At 38.3% G+C, this 19089-nt stretch carries 16 protein-coding genes; all 16 read left to right on the top strand.

Translation table 11 applies throughout. The features are described 5' to 3' along the window. Positions 1-17 precede the first annotated feature (17 nt). Complete coding sequence (locus MF1_RS03455) at positions 18-1208, top strand: NADH-quinone oxidoreductase subunit D (protein ID WP_014924033.1); 1191 nt, start codon at positions 18-20, stop codon at positions 1206-1208. Continuing rightward, a complete protein-coding gene (gene nuoE / locus MF1_RS03450; RefSeq protein WP_014924034.1) occupies positions 1208-1858 on the top strand; it encodes an NADH-quinone oxidoreductase subunit NuoE in 651 nt (216 codons plus the stop codon). Before MF1_RS03455 ends, nuoE begins: the two co-directional genes overlap by 1 nt. Positions 1859-2024: 166 nt before the next feature. Then, complete coding sequence (gene nuoF, locus MF1_RS03445; protein ID WP_014924035.1) at positions 2025-3332, top strand: NADH-quinone oxidoreductase subunit NuoF; 1308 nt, start codon at positions 2025-2027, stop codon at positions 3330-3332. 63 nt (positions 3333-3395) lie between these two features. Further along, positions 3396-5465: an NADH-quinone oxidoreductase subunit NuoG gene (gene nuoG / locus MF1_RS03440; protein ID WP_161510474.1), complete on the top strand. Its 2070-nt coding sequence runs from the start codon at positions 3396-3398 to the stop codon at positions 5463-5465. A 22-nt stretch (positions 5466-5487) separates the two neighbouring features. Beyond that, entirely contained in the window at positions 5488-6534 is a 1047-nt protein-coding gene (nuoH, locus tag MF1_RS03435; protein WP_161510473.1) for an NADH-quinone oxidoreductase subunit NuoH, read from the top strand. A gap of 14 nt (positions 6535-6548) precedes the next feature. Then, positions 6549-7040 carry an NADH-quinone oxidoreductase subunit NuoI gene (nuoI, locus tag MF1_RS03430; RefSeq protein ID WP_011179334.1) on the top strand — a complete coding sequence of 164 codons (492 nt, stop codon included), beginning with the start codon at positions 6549-6551 and terminating at the stop codon, positions 7038-7040. 100 nt (positions 7041-7140) lie between these two features. Further along, the gene (locus MF1_RS03425; protein ID WP_161510472.1) at positions 7141-7761 is read left to right on the top strand and encodes an NADH-quinone oxidoreductase subunit J; all 621 of its coding nucleotides are present in this window, start codon (positions 7141-7143) and stop codon (positions 7759-7761) included. A gap of 9 nt (positions 7762-7770) precedes the next feature. Next, positions 7771-8079: an NADH-quinone oxidoreductase subunit NuoK gene (gene nuoK / locus MF1_RS03420; protein WP_014924039.1), complete on the top strand. Its 309-nt coding sequence runs from the start codon at positions 7771-7773 to the stop codon at positions 8077-8079. A 6-nt stretch (positions 8080-8085) separates the two neighbouring features. After that, positions 8086-10050 (top strand): NADH-quinone oxidoreductase subunit L, encoded by a 1965-nt coding sequence (nuoL, locus tag MF1_RS03415; protein WP_161510471.1) that lies wholly within the window; start codon positions 8086-8088, stop codon positions 10048-10050. Then, positions 10050-11519: an NADH-quinone oxidoreductase subunit M gene (locus MF1_RS03410; RefSeq protein ID WP_161510762.1), complete on the top strand. Its 1470-nt coding sequence runs from the start codon at positions 10050-10052 to the stop codon at positions 11517-11519. The genes nuoL and MF1_RS03410 overlap by 1 nt, the downstream gene beginning before the upstream one ends. A gap of 18 nt (positions 11520-11537) precedes the next feature. Then, positions 11538-12992 carry an NADH-quinone oxidoreductase subunit NuoN gene (gene nuoN, locus MF1_RS03405; protein ID WP_161510470.1) on the top strand — a complete coding sequence of 485 codons (1455 nt, stop codon included), beginning with the start codon at positions 11538-11540 and terminating at the stop codon, positions 12990-12992. Next, positions 12992-13801 (top strand): biotin--[acetyl-CoA-carboxylase] ligase, encoded by an 810-nt coding sequence (locus MF1_RS03400; RefSeq protein WP_014924043.1) that lies wholly within the window; start codon positions 12992-12994, stop codon positions 13799-13801. The genes nuoN and MF1_RS03400 overlap by 1 nt, the downstream gene beginning before the upstream one ends. A 47-nt stretch (positions 13802-13848) precedes the next feature. Further along, a complete protein-coding gene (locus MF1_RS03395) occupies positions 13849-15525 on the top strand; it encodes a ribonuclease J (protein ID WP_011179341.1) in 1677 nt (558 codons plus the stop codon). Positions 15526-15746: 221 nt separating this feature from the next. Next, positions 15747-17072 carry a proline--tRNA ligase gene (gene proS, locus MF1_RS03390; RefSeq protein WP_011179342.1) on the top strand — a complete coding sequence of 442 codons (1326 nt, stop codon included), beginning with the start codon at positions 15747-15749 and terminating at the stop codon, positions 17070-17072. A gap of 15 nt (positions 17073-17087) precedes the next feature. Next, on the top strand, positions 17088-18356 hold the full coding sequence (locus tag MF1_RS03385; RefSeq protein ID WP_161510469.1) for a lipoprotein-releasing ABC transporter permease subunit: 1269 nt from the start codon (positions 17088-17090) through the stop codon (positions 18354-18356). Further along, a complete protein-coding gene (locus MF1_RS03380) occupies positions 18356-19036 on the top strand; it encodes an ABC transporter ATP-binding protein (RefSeq protein WP_014924046.1) in 681 nt (226 codons plus the stop codon). The genes MF1_RS03385 and MF1_RS03380 overlap by 1 nt, the downstream gene beginning before the upstream one ends. Positions 19037-19089 lie beyond the last annotated feature (53 nt).

Below are 19089 nucleotides of genomic sequence, written 5' to 3'. Positions count from 1 at the left end.
AAACAAGGATTTATATTGTGGCCGAGGTCAATGTTCGAAACTTTAATATCAATTTTGGTCCGCAGCATCCTGCAGCACATGGGGTTTTGCGCATGGTTTTGGAATTGGATGGTGAAGTTGTTGAGCGTGTAGATCCACATATTGGACTCTTGCATCGTGGTACCGAAAAATTAATGGAGACAAAAACCTATCTTCAAGCGGTCCCTTATTTAGATCGTTTGGATTATGTTGCTCCTATGAATCAGGAGCATGCTTTTGTACTTGCCATTGAAAAGTTATTGGGTGTTGAGGTTCCTAAACGAGGGCAGTTAATACGTGTTTTGTTTTCAGAAATTGGGCGTATTCTTAATCATTTACTTAATGTAACAACGCAAGCAATGGATGTTGGTGCTTTGACACCGCCGCTTTGGGGGTTTGAGCAGCGTGAAAGATTGATGATTTTTTATGAGCGTGCGTGTGGTGCACGTCTTCATGCGAATTATTTTCGTCCTGGTGGTGTGCATCAAGATTTACCAGAATCTTTAATTGAAGATATTGGTCATTTTATTGATCCATTTCTTATTTCTCTTAGTAGGCTTGATGCGCTTGTGACGCCAAATCGGATTTTTAAGCAGCGTAATGTGGATATCGGCGTGATAAGTATTGATGAGGCCTGGGCACGTGGATTTTCTGGGGTCATGATTCGTGGAGCTGGTGTGCCATGGGATTTACGCAAAAGCCAACCTTATGAATGTTATGATGAAATGGAATTTGATATTCCTGTAGGAAAAAATAGCGATTGTTATGACCGTTATCTTATTCGTATGGAAGAAATGCGTCAATCAGCGAGAATTATGCGCCAATGTGTGGATCGTTTGCTTGGTAGTGAAAAAAGTGGTCCAGTTTCGAGTTTGAATCACAAAGTTGTACCTCCAAAACGTAGCGAAATGAAAAGTTCGATGGAAGCGCTTATTCATCATTTTAAGCTTTATACGGAAGGTTTTCATACTCCTCCTGGTGAAGTATATGTTGCTGTGGAAGCTCCAAAGGGTGAATTTGGCGTTTATCTTATTTCTGATGGAACAAATAAACCTTATCGTGTTAAGTTACGTGCTCCTGGTTTTGCTCATCTTCAAGCTATGGATTTTTTAACCCGAGGTCATATGTTAGCGGATGCTACAGCTATTTTAGGTTCGATTGATATTGTTTTTGGGGAGGTTGATCGCTAATGTCCGTCCGCCGTCTTGCAGATGATGTCTACCAACCTGCTGAGTTTTCTTTTACAAAAGAAAATCAGATATGGGTGCAAAATACTATAGAAAAATATCCTGTAGGGCGTGAACAGTCTGCTGTAATTCCATTATTAATGCGTGCTCAAGAGCAAGATGGTTGGGTGACACGTGCTGCAATTGAGCATATCGCTCAGATCCTTTCCATGGCTTATATTCGTGTTCTGGAGGTTGCGACTTTTTACACACAGTTTCAGCTCCAGCCAGTTGGAACAAAAGCACATATTCAAATCTGTGGTACAACCCCTTGTATGTTACGTGGTTCTGGTGAATTGATTAAAGTTTGTCAGAAAAAAATTCATAATGAACCTTTTGTTACCAATCAGGATGGAACACTATCATGGGAAGAGGTAGAGTGTCTTGGTGCCTGTGTAAATGCTCCAATGGTTATGATTTTTAAAGATACTTATGAAGATCTTACAGCTGAACGCCTTGAAGAAATTATTGATGCGTTTGAAGCAGGTAAGGGTTCTGAGATAGCGGTTGGGCCGCAAAATAGTCGTAAATCATCGGAGCCGATTAGCGGTTTAACTTCTCTCATTGATGATGAAGAAGAAAAAGAGAAATCGCTCAAGTCTTCAAAAAAATAAAGAAAGAATGGGAATGTAGCTAGGTGTTTTTTCTTGAAAAAATATTTTATTATTTTGCCCATTGTGGCGACATTTGACTAAAGTTAAGAAGTCTTGAAAAGATGTTTTTAAATTGCATTTGAGGAAAAGCTAAAAATGCTAAGGGCAAGAGAAAAAAAGGTGGGGTATGCTAGCTGATAAAGATCGCATTTTCACCAATATTTATGGTTTGAAAGACAAATCATTAAAGGCTGCGATGTCGCGTGGGCATTGGGATGGTATAAAAGCGATTATTGATAAAGGTCGTGATTGGATCATTGATGAGGTGAAAGCATCGGGGTTACGTGGCCGTGGCGGAGCTGGTTTTCCTACTGGAATGAAGTGGTCTTTTATGCCAAAACAAAATGATGGCCGTCCTCATTATTTGGTTGTAAATGCAGATGAATCGGAGCCGGGAACTTGTAAAGACCGCGATATTTTGCGGCATGATCCCCATACTTTGATTGAAGGGTGTGCACTTGCTACTTTTGCAATGGGAGCCAATGTCGCTTTTATTTATGTTCGTGGTGAATATATTCGTGAGCGTGAAGCACTTCAAGCTGCCGTTGATGAATGTTATGATGCAGGTTTACTTGGCAAAAAAACGAAATATGGGCATGTTTGCGATATTATTATTCATCATGGTGCTGGTGCTTATATTTGTGGCGAAGAAACAGCTCTTCTCGAAAGTCTTGAGGGGAAAAAGGGGCAACCTCGACTTAAACCACCATTCCCTGCGAATGTGGGGATTTATGGCTGTCCAACAACAGTTAATAATGTAGAGTCTATTGCCGTTATTCCAACGATTTTGCGTCGTGGTGCTTCGTGGTTTTCATCAATCGGACGTGCAAATAATACCGGAACAAAATTGTTTATGGTTTCTGGGCATGTTAATGCACCTTGTACATTTGAAGAAGCTCTAGGTGTTTCTTTTCGCGAATTAATTGAAAAGCATACCGGTGGTATTCGTGGTGGATGGAATAATCTTTTAGCAGTTATTCCAGGTGGAGCTTCTTGTCCGGTTGTTCGTGGTGAGGATATGGTTGATGCGATCATGGATTTTGATGGGGTGCGCGATGTTGGATCTTCTTTTGGCACAGGTGGTATGATTGTTATGGATAAATCAACCGATATTATCAAGGCAATTTGGCGTATAACAGCTTTTTTCAAGCATGAGAGTTGTGGTCAATGTACACCGTGTCGTGAAGGCACAGGTTGGATGATGCGTCTTTTAGGGCGTATGGTTGAGGGAAGAGCGCAAAAACGTGAAATTGATCTTTTGTTTGAAGTTTCTGAGCAAGTTGAAGGACACACTATATGTGCACTAGGTGATGCTGCCGCATGGCCTATACAGGGGTTGATACGTAATTTTCGTCCAGAAATTGAGCGTAGAATTGATGATTATACGCGAAGTGTCATCCAAAGCAAAAATATTGCTTTGGGAGCAGTAGGATAGAGGATTTTGTTCTAAATGCAACGAAATGCGAGTTTAGGTGGTTAGCCGCAGGCGGGATGAGTGATGATAAATATCAAAGTTGATGGTAAAGAGATTGAAGTCCCTGATTACTACACGTTGCTTCAGGCTGCTGAGGCGGCTGGTGCTGAAATTCCACGTTTTTGTTTTCATGAATCTTTATCAATTGCTGGAAATTGCCGCATGTGTTTGGTTGAGGTTAAAGGTGGCCCGCCAAAACCTCAAGCTTCTTGTGCTATGGGGGTTCGCGATTTACGGTTAGGGCCTAACGGTGAAGTGCCTGAAATTTTCACCAACACGGCAATGGTTAAAAAGGCCCGTGAAGGTATTATGGAGTTTCTCCTGATCAATCATCCTTTGGATTGTCCTGTGTGTGATCAAGGAGGAGAATGCGATCTTCAAGATCAAGCAATGCTTTATGGGCGTGATTGTTCTCGTTATACAGAAAATAAGCGTGCTGTAGAAGATAAATATATTGGGCCACTTGTAAAAACTGTTATGACACGGTGTATTCATTGCACACGTTGTGTTCGTTTTACGACAGAAGTGGCGGGTGTTTCGGAACTTGGTTTGATAGGACGTGGTGAAAATGCTGAAATTACGACTTATCTTGAAAAGGCAATGACATCTGAGTTACAGGGAAATGTTATTGATCTTTGTCCAGTAGGGGCTTTAACTTCAAAACCCTATGCATTTCATGCACGTCCATGGGAATTGGTTAAAACGGAATCGGTTGATGTCATGGATGCAGTTGGCAGTGCTATCCGCATTGATAGCCGTGGTCGTGAGGTTATGCGGATTATGCCGCGCACGAATGAAGATGTAAATGAGGAATGGATTTCTGATAAGACCCGTTTTATTTGGGATGGATTACGTACTCAGCGGCTTGATAGGCCATATGTGCGCAAAGATGGAAAGCTTCAACCTGTAAGTTGGACAGAGGTTTTTGCAGAAATTAAGATGGTGATTTCTAAAACTTTGCCAGAAAAAATTGGGGCAATTGCTGGAGATCTTGCATCTGTTGAAGAAATGTATGCACTTAAAGCATTACTTCTTTCATTGGATTCAAAAATATTTGAGTGTCGTCAAAGGGGGATGGCTTTATCCCCTGAGTTAGGGCGTTCGAGTTATATTTTTAATCCAAAGATTGCAGGTATTGAAAAAGCTGATGCATTGCTTATCGTGGGATCTAATCCGCGCTATGAGGCCGCTATTTTAAATGCACGTATTTTAAAACGCCAACGTATGGGACGGTTTCCCATTGCATTAATTGGAGAAAAGGTTGATTTACGTTATCCCTATTCTTATCTTGGAACTGGTACAGATGCATTGAGTGCCCTTATTCGTGGAGAGGATGCATTTTTCAATGTGTTAAAAGAAGCTGAAAGACCACTTATTATTATTGGTGAGGGAGCTCTTTCAGGTAAAGAAGGTTTGTCTGTTTTAAAAAATCTTGCAAAATTAGCTGATCGTGTTGGGGCCCTTAGTGAGAAGTGGAATGGATTTGGCGTTCTTCACAATGCTGCATCAATTGTTGGCGGTTTGGACATAGGCTTTACTTCTGAGCTTGGGATTGTGAATATTCTTAAAACCTGTGAAGTTTTATTTTTGCTTGGTGCTGATGAAGTAGATTTAGCGAATACAGAGGCTTTTACAATCTATATTGGTAGCCATGGCGATAATGGTGCACATGCTGCTGATGTTATTTTACCGGCATCCGCTTACACTGAAAAATCAGGACTTTATGTGAATACAGAAGGGCGTGTTCAAATGACAAATCGGGCTGGTTTTGCCCCGGGTGAAGCAAAAGAAGATTGGGCTATTTTGCGTGCTTTATCTGATGTTTTAGGACGAAAGCTTCCTTTCGATTCGCTTTCTCAATTAAGACAGAGCTTGTTTAATGATTATCCACATCTTTGTGCCATTGATGATATAACGTCCTCTGACATAGATAGTCTGAAAGCGCTTGGTGCACAGATGATTGATATGGAAACACAAGCGTTTACTTCTATGATTAAAGACTTCTATTTGACAAATCCAATAGCACGTGCTTCTGCAATTATGGCTGAATGTTCATCTCTTGCAAAGAATCGTTTTACACAAGCTGTAGAGTAAAGGCAGAGGAAAAAGAATAACGATGGATGATTTCTTCATGATCTGGCTATTGCCATTACTTATCATAGTTGGAAAAACGCTGCTTCTTTTGGTTGTTCTCCTAGTCTTAGTGGCTTATCTTCTTTACGCAGATAGAAAAATTTGGGCGGCAGTACAATTGCGGCGTGGTCCAAATGTTGTTGGTCCGTGGGGGTTGTTGCAATCTTTTGCGGATTTAATTAAATTTGTTGTTAAAGAGCCTATTATCCCTGCTGGTGCTAATAAGGGTGTTTTTCTTTTGGCGCCTTTTGTTTCTGCTACGCTTGCTTTATCAACGTGGGCTGTTATCCCAGTCAATGAAGGTTGGGAAGTTGCAAAGATTAATGTTGGTTTGCTTTATATATTAGCCATTTCATCTCTTGAAGTTTATGGCGTTATTATGGGGGGATGGGCGTCAAATTCAAAATATCCTTTTTTAGGCGCTCTTCGTTCAGCTGCGCAGATGGTTTCTTATGAGGTTTCCATTGGCTTTGTGCTTGTAACCGTCATTTTAGTGAGTGGTTCATTGGATCTCACAACAATTGTTCATAAGCAAAGTTATGGAATTGGTACGACTCTTGGTTTGCCTTTTAACAGTTTTTTAGATTGGAATTGGCTTGTCCTTTTTCCCATGTTTATTGTATTTTTTATTTCTGCACTGGCAGAGACAAATCGTCCACCCTTTGATTTGGTTGAAGCAGAATCTGAGCTTGTTGCTGGTCACATGGTTGAGTATTCTTCAACACCTTATATGCTTTTTTTCCTTGGTGAATATGTTGCTATTGTTTTAATGTGTGCATTAACAACCATTTTATTTTTAGGTGGTTGGTTGCCTCCCTTGGATGTTTGGTGGCTTAATTGGGTTCCTGGTATCATTTGGTTTGTTTTAAAAGTTTGTTTTGTATTTTTTTGGTTTGCTATGGTTAAAGCATTTGTGCCGCGTTATCGTTATGATCAGCTTATGCGGCTTGGTTGGAAGGTTTTTCTTCCTTTGTCACTAGCAATGGTTGTGATAACTGCTACTTTCTTAAAATATACTGGTTTTGCTTAAGAGGAGGTATCACTGTGTCAGGTCTTATTCAAGCGGCAAAATCACTCCTTCTATTGGAATTTGTCAGTGCTTTTTTCTTGGCAATGCGTCAGTTTTTTTCACCAAAGCCTACGATTAATTATCCTTATGAGAAAGGAGTTGTTTCTCAACGCTTTCGTGGTGAACATGCGCTCCGTCGCTACCCAAATGGGGAAGAACGATGTATTGCGTGTAAATTATGTGAAGCAATTTGCCCTGCGCAAGCCATTACAATTGAGGCAGGGCCACGGGGCAATGATGGTACACGTAGAACTGTGCGTTATGATATAGATATGGTAAAGTGCATTTACTGCGGTTTTTGTCAAGAAGCTTGTCCAGTTGAGGCTATTGTAGAAGGCCCCAATTTTGAATTTGCAACAGAAATGCGTGAAGAACTTTATTATGATAAAGAAAAACTTTTAATGAATGGAGATCGCTGGGAGCGAGAAATCGCTCGAAATATATTGATAGATGCACCTTATCGTTAAGGGCATCGTTGAATGGGTAGTCGGATGATTTTTCCGATAAATTGTAATCTGTTGTGAAGTATTATATCAATTGTTTGGTTAATTGAGGAGAAGTCTACCTATGCTAACGGATCTAGCGGCGGCATTTTTCTATTTATTTGCTTTTATTATGCTTGCGAGTGCGGTTATTGTTATTACAGCACGTAATCCAGTGCATTCAGTTTTGTTTTTAATATTGGCATTTTTTAATGCTGCGGCTTTGTTTTTGCTTGCAGGAGCAGAATTTTTGGGGCTTATTCTGCTGATTGTTTATGTTGGGGCTGTAGCTGTTTTGTTTTTATTTGTAATTATGATGCTTGATGTTGATTTTGCTGAATTAAAAAGTGGTGCACTTAGATATGCGCCTATTGGAGCTTTTATTGGAGTTGTTGTTGCTGTAGAATTGATTTTTGTTTTTGTGAGTAGCTATTTTTCTCCAGTTCTTAGAACACATGTTACGCAACCAATGCCAAATTTAGCACAGCGAACAAATACTCAGGCGTTAGGCGATATTCTCTACACGGATTATGTTTTCTACTTTCAAGTTGCTGGAATCATTTTATTAGTTGCAATGATTGGTGCTATTGTTTTGACACTTCGTCATAAATCAGGTGTCAGGCGACAATCTATAGCGGTGCAAGTTTCTAGGACTGTAGCAAATGCAATTGAAATCAAACAAGTTGAATCAGGTAAGGGTATTTAAGGGGGGATTATGCACATTGATATTACTCATTATCTGATTGTTTCTGCTCTCATTTTTACAATCGGTATTGCTGGAATTTTTCTCAACAGAAAGAATGTAATTATTATTCTTATGTCCATTGAGCTTATATTGCTTTCGGTTAATCTCAATTTTGTTGCGTTTTCAGCGTTTTTTCAGGATCTCGTTGGTCAGATATTCGCTTTATTTATCTTAACAGTAGCGGCTGCTGAAGCTGCAATTGGTTTAGCAATTCTTGTGGTTTTTTTCCGTAATTGTGGTTCTGTTGCGGTTGAAGATGTTAATGTAATGAAAGGCTGACCAGCGATGTATCATACGATCGTCTTTCTTCCGCTTTTTGGCTTTTTAATTGCTTCTATAGGTGGAAAAACTATAGGAAATCTGGCTAGTGAATTGATAACATGTAGCTTTATGGTTGTTGTTGCTGTATTGTCATGGGTGGTCTTTTCAAATGTTGCACTTGGTCATTCTCCAGCGGTTGATGTATTGATATTACATTGGCTTACTGTCGATGGATTAATCTTTGATTGGGCTTTACATGTTGATACATTAACAGCTGTCATGCTTATTGTTGTAAACAGTGTTTCAGCGTTAGTGCATATTTATTCAATTGGTTATATGCACCATGATCCTTCAAGGTCACGTTTTTTTTCTTATCTTTCGCTCTTTACATTTATGATGCTTATGTTGGTGACATCCAATAATCTGATACAGATGTTTTTTGGATGGGAAGGTGTGGGGCTTGCATCTTATTTGCTTATTGGTTTTTGGTTTCAGCGAGATTCTGCTAATAAGGCTGCAATGAAAGCTTTTGTGGTTAATCGTGTTGGAGATTTTGGTTTTCTCTTAGGAATTTTTAGTATTTTTGTTTTATTCCAATCGGTTAATTTTGTCTCTATTTTTGCGAAAGCTGCAGACAATAGCTTCATACAAAATATGACATTTTTAGGTTGGCAGCTTGATGGACAAACAGCAATTACTGTTACATGTCTTTTGTTATTTGTTGGTGCGATGGGAAAATCAGCACAGTTTCTTTTACATACATGGCTTCCTGATGCAATGGAGGGGCCAACGCCTGTGTCAGCACTTATTCATGCAGCAACGATGGTAACGGCTGGTGTATTTATGGTTGCACGTATGTCACCAATTTTCGAACTTTCTTCAACTGCTTTGACAATGATTATTATTGTTGGAGCAACAACTGCGTTTTTTGCAGCAACTGTGGGGTTGGTGCAAAATGATATTAAGCGTGTTATTGCTTATTCTACATGTTCGCAACTTGGTTATATGTTTGTTGCATTAGGTGTTGGAGCTTATGGAGCGGCTGTTTTTCATCTTTTTACCCATGCTTTTTTCAAAGCGTTATTATTTCTTGGCGCAGGTTCTGTGATCCATGCTGTATCTGATGAGCAAGATATGCGAAAAATGGGAGGGATGCATAAACATATACAAGCAACTTATTGGATGATGATTATAGGGACTATTGCATTGACCGGTGTTGGAATTCCTGGGACATTTTTCGGCACGGCAGGTTTTTTCTCAAAAGATGCAATTATAGAAGCTTCTTTTGCATCACATAATATTGCTTCGGGATATGCTTTTTGGCTTCTTGTTTTTTCAGCTTTATTGACAAGTTTTTATTCGTGGCGGCTTATATTTATGATATTTCATGGTAAACCACGGGCGACTGCCGATGTTATGCATCATGTTCATGAATCTCCTCCAGTTATGTTGATCCCACTCTTTATTTTATCTATTGGAGCAATGTTTTCTGGTGTTGTTTTCCAACCTTACTTCTTTGGTGATTTGTATGATGCTTTTTGGAAGGGAGCGTTATTTACAAACAGTCATAATCATATTCTCCATGATGCCCATAATGTATTCATTTGGGTAAAATGGTCACCCTTGATAGCGATGGTTTTTGGATTTATGTTAGCCTATTTATTTTATATTTCTTTTCCTTCTATTCCGAAGAAAATTGCTAAATTAATGCCTGCAGTGTACCGTTTTCTTTGTCATAAATGGTATTTTGATGAATTATATAACGCTTTGTTTGTTCGTTCTGTTTTAAAAATTGGTTTCTTTTTTTGGAAAGTTGGTGACGGTAAGATTATTGATGGTTTGGGTCCGAATGGTATTGCCGCGCGGGTTGTTAATATTACAAATAGAGTTGTTCGGATGCAAACAGGCTATATTTATCATTATGCATTTGCAATGCTTATTGGCATTGCTTCGCTGATCACATGGATGATGATCGGGGGCGCAAACTGATGACTGATTGGCCTATTCTTTCTACGGTTACATTTTTACCGCTTGTTGGTGTAATTTTGATTTTGTTTATTAAAGACGATAGCGAGTCAGCACGATGTAACATACGCAATGTAGCATTTTTTACAACTGTGTTTGTTTTTATTATTTCCTTAATTATTTGGGCTGGCTTTGATCATACAAACCCTCATTTTCAAATGGTTGAGAAATTCAATTGGTTAGGAGAGGGCACTAGCTATCATATGGGGATTGATGGTATTTCTATTCTTTTTGTTGTTCTTTCGGCTTTTCTTTTGCCTTTCTGTATTTTAGCAAGTTGGGAGAATATTAAAGATAGATTAAAAGCTTATATGATTGCTTTTCTTCTTCTTGAAGTTGCAATTATTGGTGTCTTTTGTGCACTTGATGCGATATTGTTTTATGTTTTTTTTGAAGGCAGCCTTATTCCAATGTTCATTATCATAGGTGTTTGGGGTGGGGCACGTCGTGTTTATGCGAGCATGAAATTTTTTCTCTACACTTTACTTGGTTCAGTGCTTATGCTGGTTGCCATTATGGTTATGTATTTGGAAGTTGGAACACTCGATATACCAACTTTATTAACTTACCAATTTCCAGCACATATGCAAATGTGGTTATGGCTTGCATTTTTTGCTTCTTTTGCGGTTAAAATGCCGATGTGGCCAGTCCATACATGGCTTCCTGATGCTCACGTGGAAGCACCGACCTCTGGTTCCGTTATTTTAGCCGGTGTCTTACTCAAATTAGGCGGGTATGGTTTTCTTCGTTTTTCTTTACCAATGTTTCCTATTGCCTCAACTGATTTTGCTCCTTTGGTTTTCGTTTTATCGCTTATCGCTATTCTTTATACATCGTTGGTTGCACTTGTTCAAAATGATATAAAAAAGCTTATTGCTTATTCTTCAATAGCGCATATGGGATATGTGACAATGGGTATTTTTGCTGCAAATGAACAGGGTATCCAAGGTGCTATTTATCAAATGCTATCACATGGAATTGTTTCAGCAGCTTTATTTCTTTGTGTTGGGGTTATCTATGATCGCTTGCATACGCGTGAAATTTCAGCCTTTGGCGGTTTAGTGAATAACATGCCTAAATATGCCGTTGTTTTCTTGATCTTTACTATGGCAAATATCGGTTTGCCTGGGAGTTCAGGATTTTTAGGTGAATTTTTAACCTTAATAGGTGTTTTTCAAGTAAATAAATTGGTTGTCATTTTTGCTACAACTGGCGTTATTTTATCAGCTGCCTATGCACTTTATCTTTATCGGCGTGTGGTTTTTGGTTCTTTAGATAAAGAGAATTTAAAAATACTTATTGATCTCTCTTCAAGAGAGAAAATCATCCTTTATCCAATGGTTATTATTACAATCTTTTTTGGTATTTATCCAACGCCTATTCTTAAGGCAACAGCGTTTTCCGTAGAAGCTCTCATCAATAAACTACACTAGATTAAGAGAAGAATGCTCATGCAAACTGAAATAATAGCTCAATTAGTGTTAATTTTTCCAGAGATTTTAATAGCATTGGGGGGCGTTATATTGCTTTTGATTGGTGTTTATTCCAATACACGTTCCTCTTTAACCGTGACTGGTTTGGCTATTGCCCTTTTTGTCGCAACCATTGTTATTCTCGTCGTTTTTCCGAAAAGTGGCTTATTTCAAACCAATGCGCTTATTATTGATTCTTTCGGTCGTTATATGAAAATTTTAACACTTATTGGTGCACTTTTTGCTCTTATTATGTCTGTTGATTTTACCTGTACGCATAAGTTTGATATATTTGAGTTTCCAGTGCTTGTTCTTTTAGCAAGTCTTGGCATGATGCTGATGATTTCAGCTGGTAATATGCTGTCACTTTATATGGGGTTAGAACTACAATCCTTAGCTTTATATGTTTTAGCTGCGATTAATCGTAATAATCTAAAATCGTCTGAAGCAGGTATAAAGTACTTTGTTTTAGGAGCATTATCGTCAGGGTTGCTCCTTTATGGTATTTCTTTACTTTATGGTTTTACCGGTCAAATTGGTTTTCGCGAAATTGCGATTGCTTTAAAAAGTGAAAGTCTACAATTAGGTGTTATCTTTGGCATTGTTTTTATTTTAGCTGGTTTGGCTTTCAAAATTTCTGCTGTTCCATTTCATATGTGGACACCTGATGTTTACGAAGGAGCGCCAACACCAATTACAGCATTTTTTGCGGGTGCTCCTAAAGTTGCAGCAATGGCTTTACTCGTTCGTATTATTGTTCTGGTATTCATTCCATCAGAGAGTTCCGATGGCTCTATGCATGCATGGCAGCAAATTTTGGTGTTCATGGCAATTGCATCAATGATACTTGGTGCATTTGCTGCAATTGGCCAGAGCAATGTTAAGCGTTTAATGGCTTATTCGTCTATCAGTCATATGGGATATGCGCTTGTCGGGTTAGCTGCTGGAGATATGCTTGGGATAAAAAGCGTTATTCTTTATATGACTATTTATCTTAGTATGGTGATTGGTTCATTTGCTTTTATTCTTGGAATGCGGCGTAGTGGTGGAAATGTTGAAAATATTTATGATCTTTCAGGATTGGTAAAGACAAATCCGTTTATGGCTGTTATGATGACGATACAACTTTTCTCTTTAGCAAGTATACCTCCTATGGCTGGTTTTTTTGGAAAGTGGTATACATTTTCTGCCGCTGTTCATGCTGGACTTACACCACTTGCTGTTGTTGGTATGCTAGCATCTGTTATTGGGGCTTTTTACTATTTGCGTCTCATTAAAATTATGTGGTTTGATGATGCAAAAGCGCATTTTATTATTTTATCGAATGAGCTTCGGTTTTGTCTTTGTCTTTCTGCATTATTTATTTTATTTTATACGCTTTTTGGAATTTGGTTTGCTGACTTGGCAGAAAAAGCGGCTATTGCATTGTTTTAATGAATATGGTTTATATCTTATCGGATTTTGCACAAAAACAGGGTTACGCTGTTGAATCCTACGAAAATGTTGATTCAACAAATCTTATTGCTCAGCGAAGAGCGTATGCTGGCCATCGTGGTTATCTCTGGATTGTTGCGCAGGAGCAATCACAGGGAATGGCAAGAAGAGGTAGAACGTGGTATAGTCCGAAAGGAAACCTTTACTGTAGTCTTTTGTTAATTGATGATATTGTTCATCAGACGGCTGCTCAGCTTAGTTTTGTTGCTGGAGTAAGTATGGTAGAGGCAATAAAACAATTTGTAAAAGATGAAAACCAAGCGAATAGTATTGTTAGTTTAAAATGGCCAAATGATATTTTGCTTAAAGAATCTAAAAGCTCTGGGATTTTGCTTGAAATTTTTAAATTAACATTCCAACAGTATGCATTGGTTATTGGGATTGGAATGAATGTAAATTGTCACTATGAGGACGCACCCTATCCCACTTCAAGTCTGAAAAATATTGGTTTGCATGTTGAGACAGAACAGTTATTTACGGTTTTGACGGAGTATTTTTCTAAAAATTACCTTCTTTGGAAACAACCTGGAGGATGTGATATAATCCGTAAAAAATGGCTTTTATACTCTGCTCACGTTGGGCAACATATCAAAATAATCAATGATAAAAAAGTCATCGAAGGTATTTTTGATGGTCTTGATAGTGCTTTTAACTGCATCATAAAGCAAAAAAATGGTCAGCAAGCAACTATAACAGCTGGAGATGTTCATTTTGGTTTGGCTGCTTCTGCCAAGGCAAGTCGTTATTAATTTATAAAATTTTTTTCACCATCAGATTACTTAATAGGAGAATATTTATGGCTGCAGCCCATAAAAATGAATTTGTCTTTTTACCTTTAGGAGGAGTCGGTGAAATAGGGATGAATTTGGCTGCTTATGGATTTGGTCCTCAAAATCTTCGTGAATGGCTGCTTGTTGATATGGGGGTTAGTTTTGCTGGTCCTGAATTACCAGGAGCAGATCTTATCTTACCTGATATTCGTTTTCTAGAGAGTGAGAAACATAATGTGCGTGGTCTTATTTTGACACATGCTCATGAAGATCATTATGGTGCTGTTCTTGATTTATGGCCAAAACTTAAAGTTCCGCTTTACTGTACGCCTTTTACGGCAGGATTATTGGAAAGTAAAAGGCAATCAGATTTTGGATCTCATAAAATTTCACTCAATATTTTTCAAGCTGGTGATTGTTTTCAGGTTGGTTCCTTTGCAGTAGAAGCTATAGCCGTTAACCATTCAATTCCAGAATCTGTATCTTTGGCAATTACAACATCTTTAGGCACTGTAATCCATACTGGCGATTGGAAAATTGATCATACACCTTCGCTTGGGACTGTAACAGATGAAAAACGGTTTCGCGCTTTAGGCAAAAAAGGTGTTTTGGCATTGCTTTGTGATTCCACAAATGCATGTTGGGATGGTATAACACCATCAGAGCAGCAAGTTCAGACAAGTCTCTTTGAAATTCTTTCAAAAGCTGAAGGGCGCGTTGCAATAGCTACTTTTGCATCTAATGTTGGTCGGATACGTTCAATTGCTCTTGCAGCAGAATCTGCTGGGCGCCAGGTTCTTGTCGTTGGGCATTCTCTTAAGCGGAGTATTATGGTTGCGCAAGAGTTTGGTTATATGAATGGTTTAGCGCCATTTGTTTCAGAAGATGATTATGGTTACATCCCGCGAAAAGAAATTGTTTTAATTGTAACTGGTAGTCAAGGGGAGCCGCGGGCTGCCTTAGCTAAACTTTCACGAAATGAGATGAGAAATATTGCACTTTCTGCTGGTGATACCGTTATTTATTGTTCACGGAATATTCCAGGAAACGAAAAATCTATTATTGAGATACAAAATCGTTTTATAGATTTGGGAATTAAAACGATTACAAATGAAGATGCTCTTGTTCACGTTTCAGGTCATCCTCGTCGTTCAGAACTTTTACAGATGTACGATTGGGTAAAACCACAGATACTTGTTCCTGTACATGGTGAGGCAATGCACCTTACTGCTCAAGCAGCTTTAGCACGTCAAGCAGGTATTAAAATTATTGCTGATATTAGAAATGGTAATATGCTCCGTCTTGCGCCAGAGCCTGTAGAAGTTATTGATCAAGTCGCTGTTGGTCGGATCTATAAAGATGGTTGCCTTATTGGTGATGAAGATACGTTAGGGATTCGTGAGCGTCGCAAATTAAGTTATGCTGGTCATGTTGCTGTTTCTCTCCAAATGAATAGCAAACATGATCTACAGGGTGATATTGGTTTGACTACATCCGGTTTGCCTGAAAGTAATGGAAAAGAGGAAAGTTTGAAAGATATTCTTTTAGATGTTGTAAAAAATACACTTTATAACATTCCACGTGTTAAACGGAAAAATAATGAACTTATTCGTGAAGCAACGCGGCGTGCAGTGAGGGCAGCCGTTAATGAAGTTTGGCAAAAAAAGCCTATCTGTACAGTTTTTTTACATCGGTCAAAATAAAGCATTTAATACTAGGTTATTTCTTTTTAATGAAAGAAAGAGAAGAAAGAATTGTCAGATTATTTTATGCTAAAAATAAGCCAAATAGGAAATACAAAACATAAATTTTTCAATAACATGATCATTATGTTTGCAAGCATTCAGAATGTAGCTGTCGATTAGCGTATGGTGTATTAAAATTTTTTCGATACAATGGGCTTGGTTAGGAGTTAAATTATTTAATGCGTCTTTCTCAATATTTTCTTCCTCTTTTAAAAGAAAATCCCAAGGAAGCAGAGATTATTTCTCATAGACTCATGTTGCGTGCAGGTATGATTCGCCAGCAAACATCAGGGATTTATTCTTGGCTTCCCTTGGGTAAAAAGGTGCTTGATAAAGTTTGTAAGATTATTCGTGAGGAGCAAGAGCGAGCTGGTGCTGTAGAAATATTGATGCCTACAGTTCAATCTGCGGATCTTTGGCGTGAAAGTGGTCGTTATGATGATTATGGTTTGGAAATGCTGCGCATTAAAGATCGTCAAAAGCGTGATTTACTTTATGGTCCAACCAACGAAGAGATGGTAACAGACATTTTTCGCTCATATGTTCATTCTTATAAAGATCTTCCACTTAATTTATATCATATTCAATGGAAGTTTCGTGATGAAATCCGCCCACGTTTTGGTGTAATGCGCTCACGAGAGTTTTTAATGAAAGATGCTTATTCTTTTGATCTTGATTATGAAGGCTCTAAAACATCTTATAATCGTATGTTTGTAGCTTACTTACGTACTTTTTCTTGTCTTGGCTTAAAAGCAATTCCCATGCGTGCTGATACAGGTCCAATTGGTGGTGAACTCAGTCATGAATTTATTATTTTGGCTGAAACGGGAGAAAGCGCTATATTCTGTGATAAGAAATTTTTTGAACTTACCGTTCCACATAGTTCAATCGATTTTAGTGATAAAGCTGTTTTAGCTAATATCGTTAAACAGTGGACATCTTTCTATGCAGCAACAGAGGAAATGCACAATGAAGAAGAGTGGGCTAAGGTTTCTGATAATGACCGCTTATCAGCCCGTGGTATTGAGGTAGGACATATTTTCCACTTTGGTACAAAATATTCTGCTCCGATGGGAGCAAAAGTTATGGGACAAGATGGAAAAGAACATCTAGTCTCTATGGGATCTTATGGTATTGGGCCTTCGCGTCTTGTTGCCGCAGTTATTGAAGCTTCTCATGATGAAAATGGTATTATTTGGCCAAAGTCGATAGCACCATTTGATTTTGGTATCATCAATATGAAACCAAATGATGAAAAATGTACGCGTGCGTGTGAAACTCTCTATTCGGGCTTAATGCAGGCTGGTTTTGATCCATTATTAGATGATAGAAATGAACGTCCTGGATCAAAATTTGCAACAATGGATTTGATTGGTCTCCCAACACAAATAATTGTCGGGCCTAAAAGTATTGCACAAAATGAAGTTGAAATTAAAGATCGAAAAACGGGTGTTAAAAAATCTCTAACGGTTGAAAATGTACTCAACCAGTTTTTTAGAATTTAATAGGCCGTGCGTGCTATGAAGTGGTTGAGGAATAAAAGGTTTTCATCTTATGAATGGATGATTGCTTTTCGTTATATGATTCCTAATAAAAAACACGTAGTTGCCTCTGTTATTTCAATTATTTCTCTCATTGGAATTATGTTAGGGGTGTTTGCTCTCGTTGTTGTTATGGCGGTAATGAACGGTTTTCGTACAGAGCTTCTCAATCGTATTCTTGGCATGAATGGACACCTTATTGTTCAAACAATTAATTCTGGTTTTTCCGATTATAAAACTCTTATTCCTTCTTTAGAATCCGTGGATGGTGTGAAATTTGCTTTGCCTGTTATTGAAGGTCAAGCGCTTGTGCAGGGTGACCTTCAAGGAGGGTCTGGTGCTTTAGTTCGTGGTATGCGCAAACAAGATTTAGAGAAACTTAAAACAGTATCCCAAAATATTAAATTAGGATCGCTTGCTCAATTTGATAAAGAGGAAGGTGTTGTGATTGGAAGTGGTTTGGCAGAAAAATTGAGGCTTACGGTTGGGAGTGATCTTCGTATCATTACTCCAGATGGTGATGCGACTCCTTTTGGAGTTACACCACGTGTTAAAGCCTATAAAGTGACTGCTATTTTTGAAGTTGGCATGTCTGAATATGATTCAATATTCGTTTTTATGCCTCTCTATGAAGCGCAAATGTTTTTTAATTTGGGAGATAAGGTTCAGTCTTTAGAGTTATTTCTGAATGATCCTGATGCTGTTGATCAAATAAAACCAATCGTAGAGAAAGCTATTGATCAACAAGTCTATTTGATTGATTGGCGGACGCGCAATCAGGCTTTTTTTTCAGCTTTACAGATTGAACGGAATGTTATGTTTTTTATTCTTTCTCTCATTGTTCTTGTTGCTGCTTTGAATATTGTTTCAGGATTGATTATGCTTGTAAAAGATAAAAGTCATGATATCGCAATTTTGCGCACGATGGGCGCACAAAAAAGTACGATTTTGCGTATATTTATAGTCACTGGGATGATGATTGGATTGGTTGGAACAGTATTGGGGTTAATTTTTGGTGTCATAGCAACTGTGAATATCAATCATATTCAAGACTTTGTATCTTGGCTATTTAATGTCGATGTTTTTAATCCGCAACTTTATTTTTTAACAAAATTACCTGCCCAACTTGATTGGAGACAAACAGTCATGGTTGCTGGAATGGCTCTATTTTTGTCATTCCTTGCTGCTCTCATTCCGGCATGGCGAGCTGCTAAGCTGGATCCCGTACAAGCTTTGAGGTATGAATAATGGCGGCTATTTTAGAGCTTGTAGAGATCGAACGACATTTTTTTGAGAGTCATAAACCTCTCATTATTTTAGATAAAGCGAATTTTATTCTTAATCCTGGTGAACTTGTAGCCCTTGTGGCACCTTCTGGTGCTGGAAAATCAACACTTCTTCATATTGCTGGATTATTGGAAAAACCAACTGCTGGTGATGTGATATTACGGGGTGTTTCTTGTGCAAAACGCTCTGATAATGAGCGAACAGCTATAAGACGAAATGATATCGGTTTTGTCTATCAATTTCATCATTTGCTTCCAGAATTTACAGCTTTAGAAAATATCATAATACCCCAAATGATAGCAGGATTTAAAAAATCCATAGCAGAAGATCGTGCACTTAAATTGTTGACATATTTGCGTGTTTCTCACCGCGCTAATCATCGCCCATCGGAATTATCGGGTGGTGAACAGCAACGTGTTGCTATTGCTCGGGCAGTAGCAAATGGCCCTTCAGTTCTTTTAGCTGATGAGCCTACAGGGAATCTTGACCCTGTTACTTCAGCTTATGTCTTTCAAGCTTTATCTGCACTTGTTCGTCAATCTGGTCTTTCTGCTCTTATTGCCACCCATAATTATGGGTTGGCTAAGCAAATGCATCGTCGAATTACACTTAAGGAAAAAAAGATTGTTGAACTTCCCTAGAGGTAAGGTAAAAAAAATTATTCTACAAATTGAATATTATATCCGTACTACTT

The sequence above is a fragment of the Bartonella quintana genome, from assembly GCF_009936175.1.
Lineage (GTDB): Bacteria > Pseudomonadota > Alphaproteobacteria > Rhizobiales > Rhizobiaceae > Bartonella > Bartonella quintana.
Note: the sequence above shows the minus strand (reverse complement) of the source record. Positions and strands in the feature narration are given on the sequence as shown.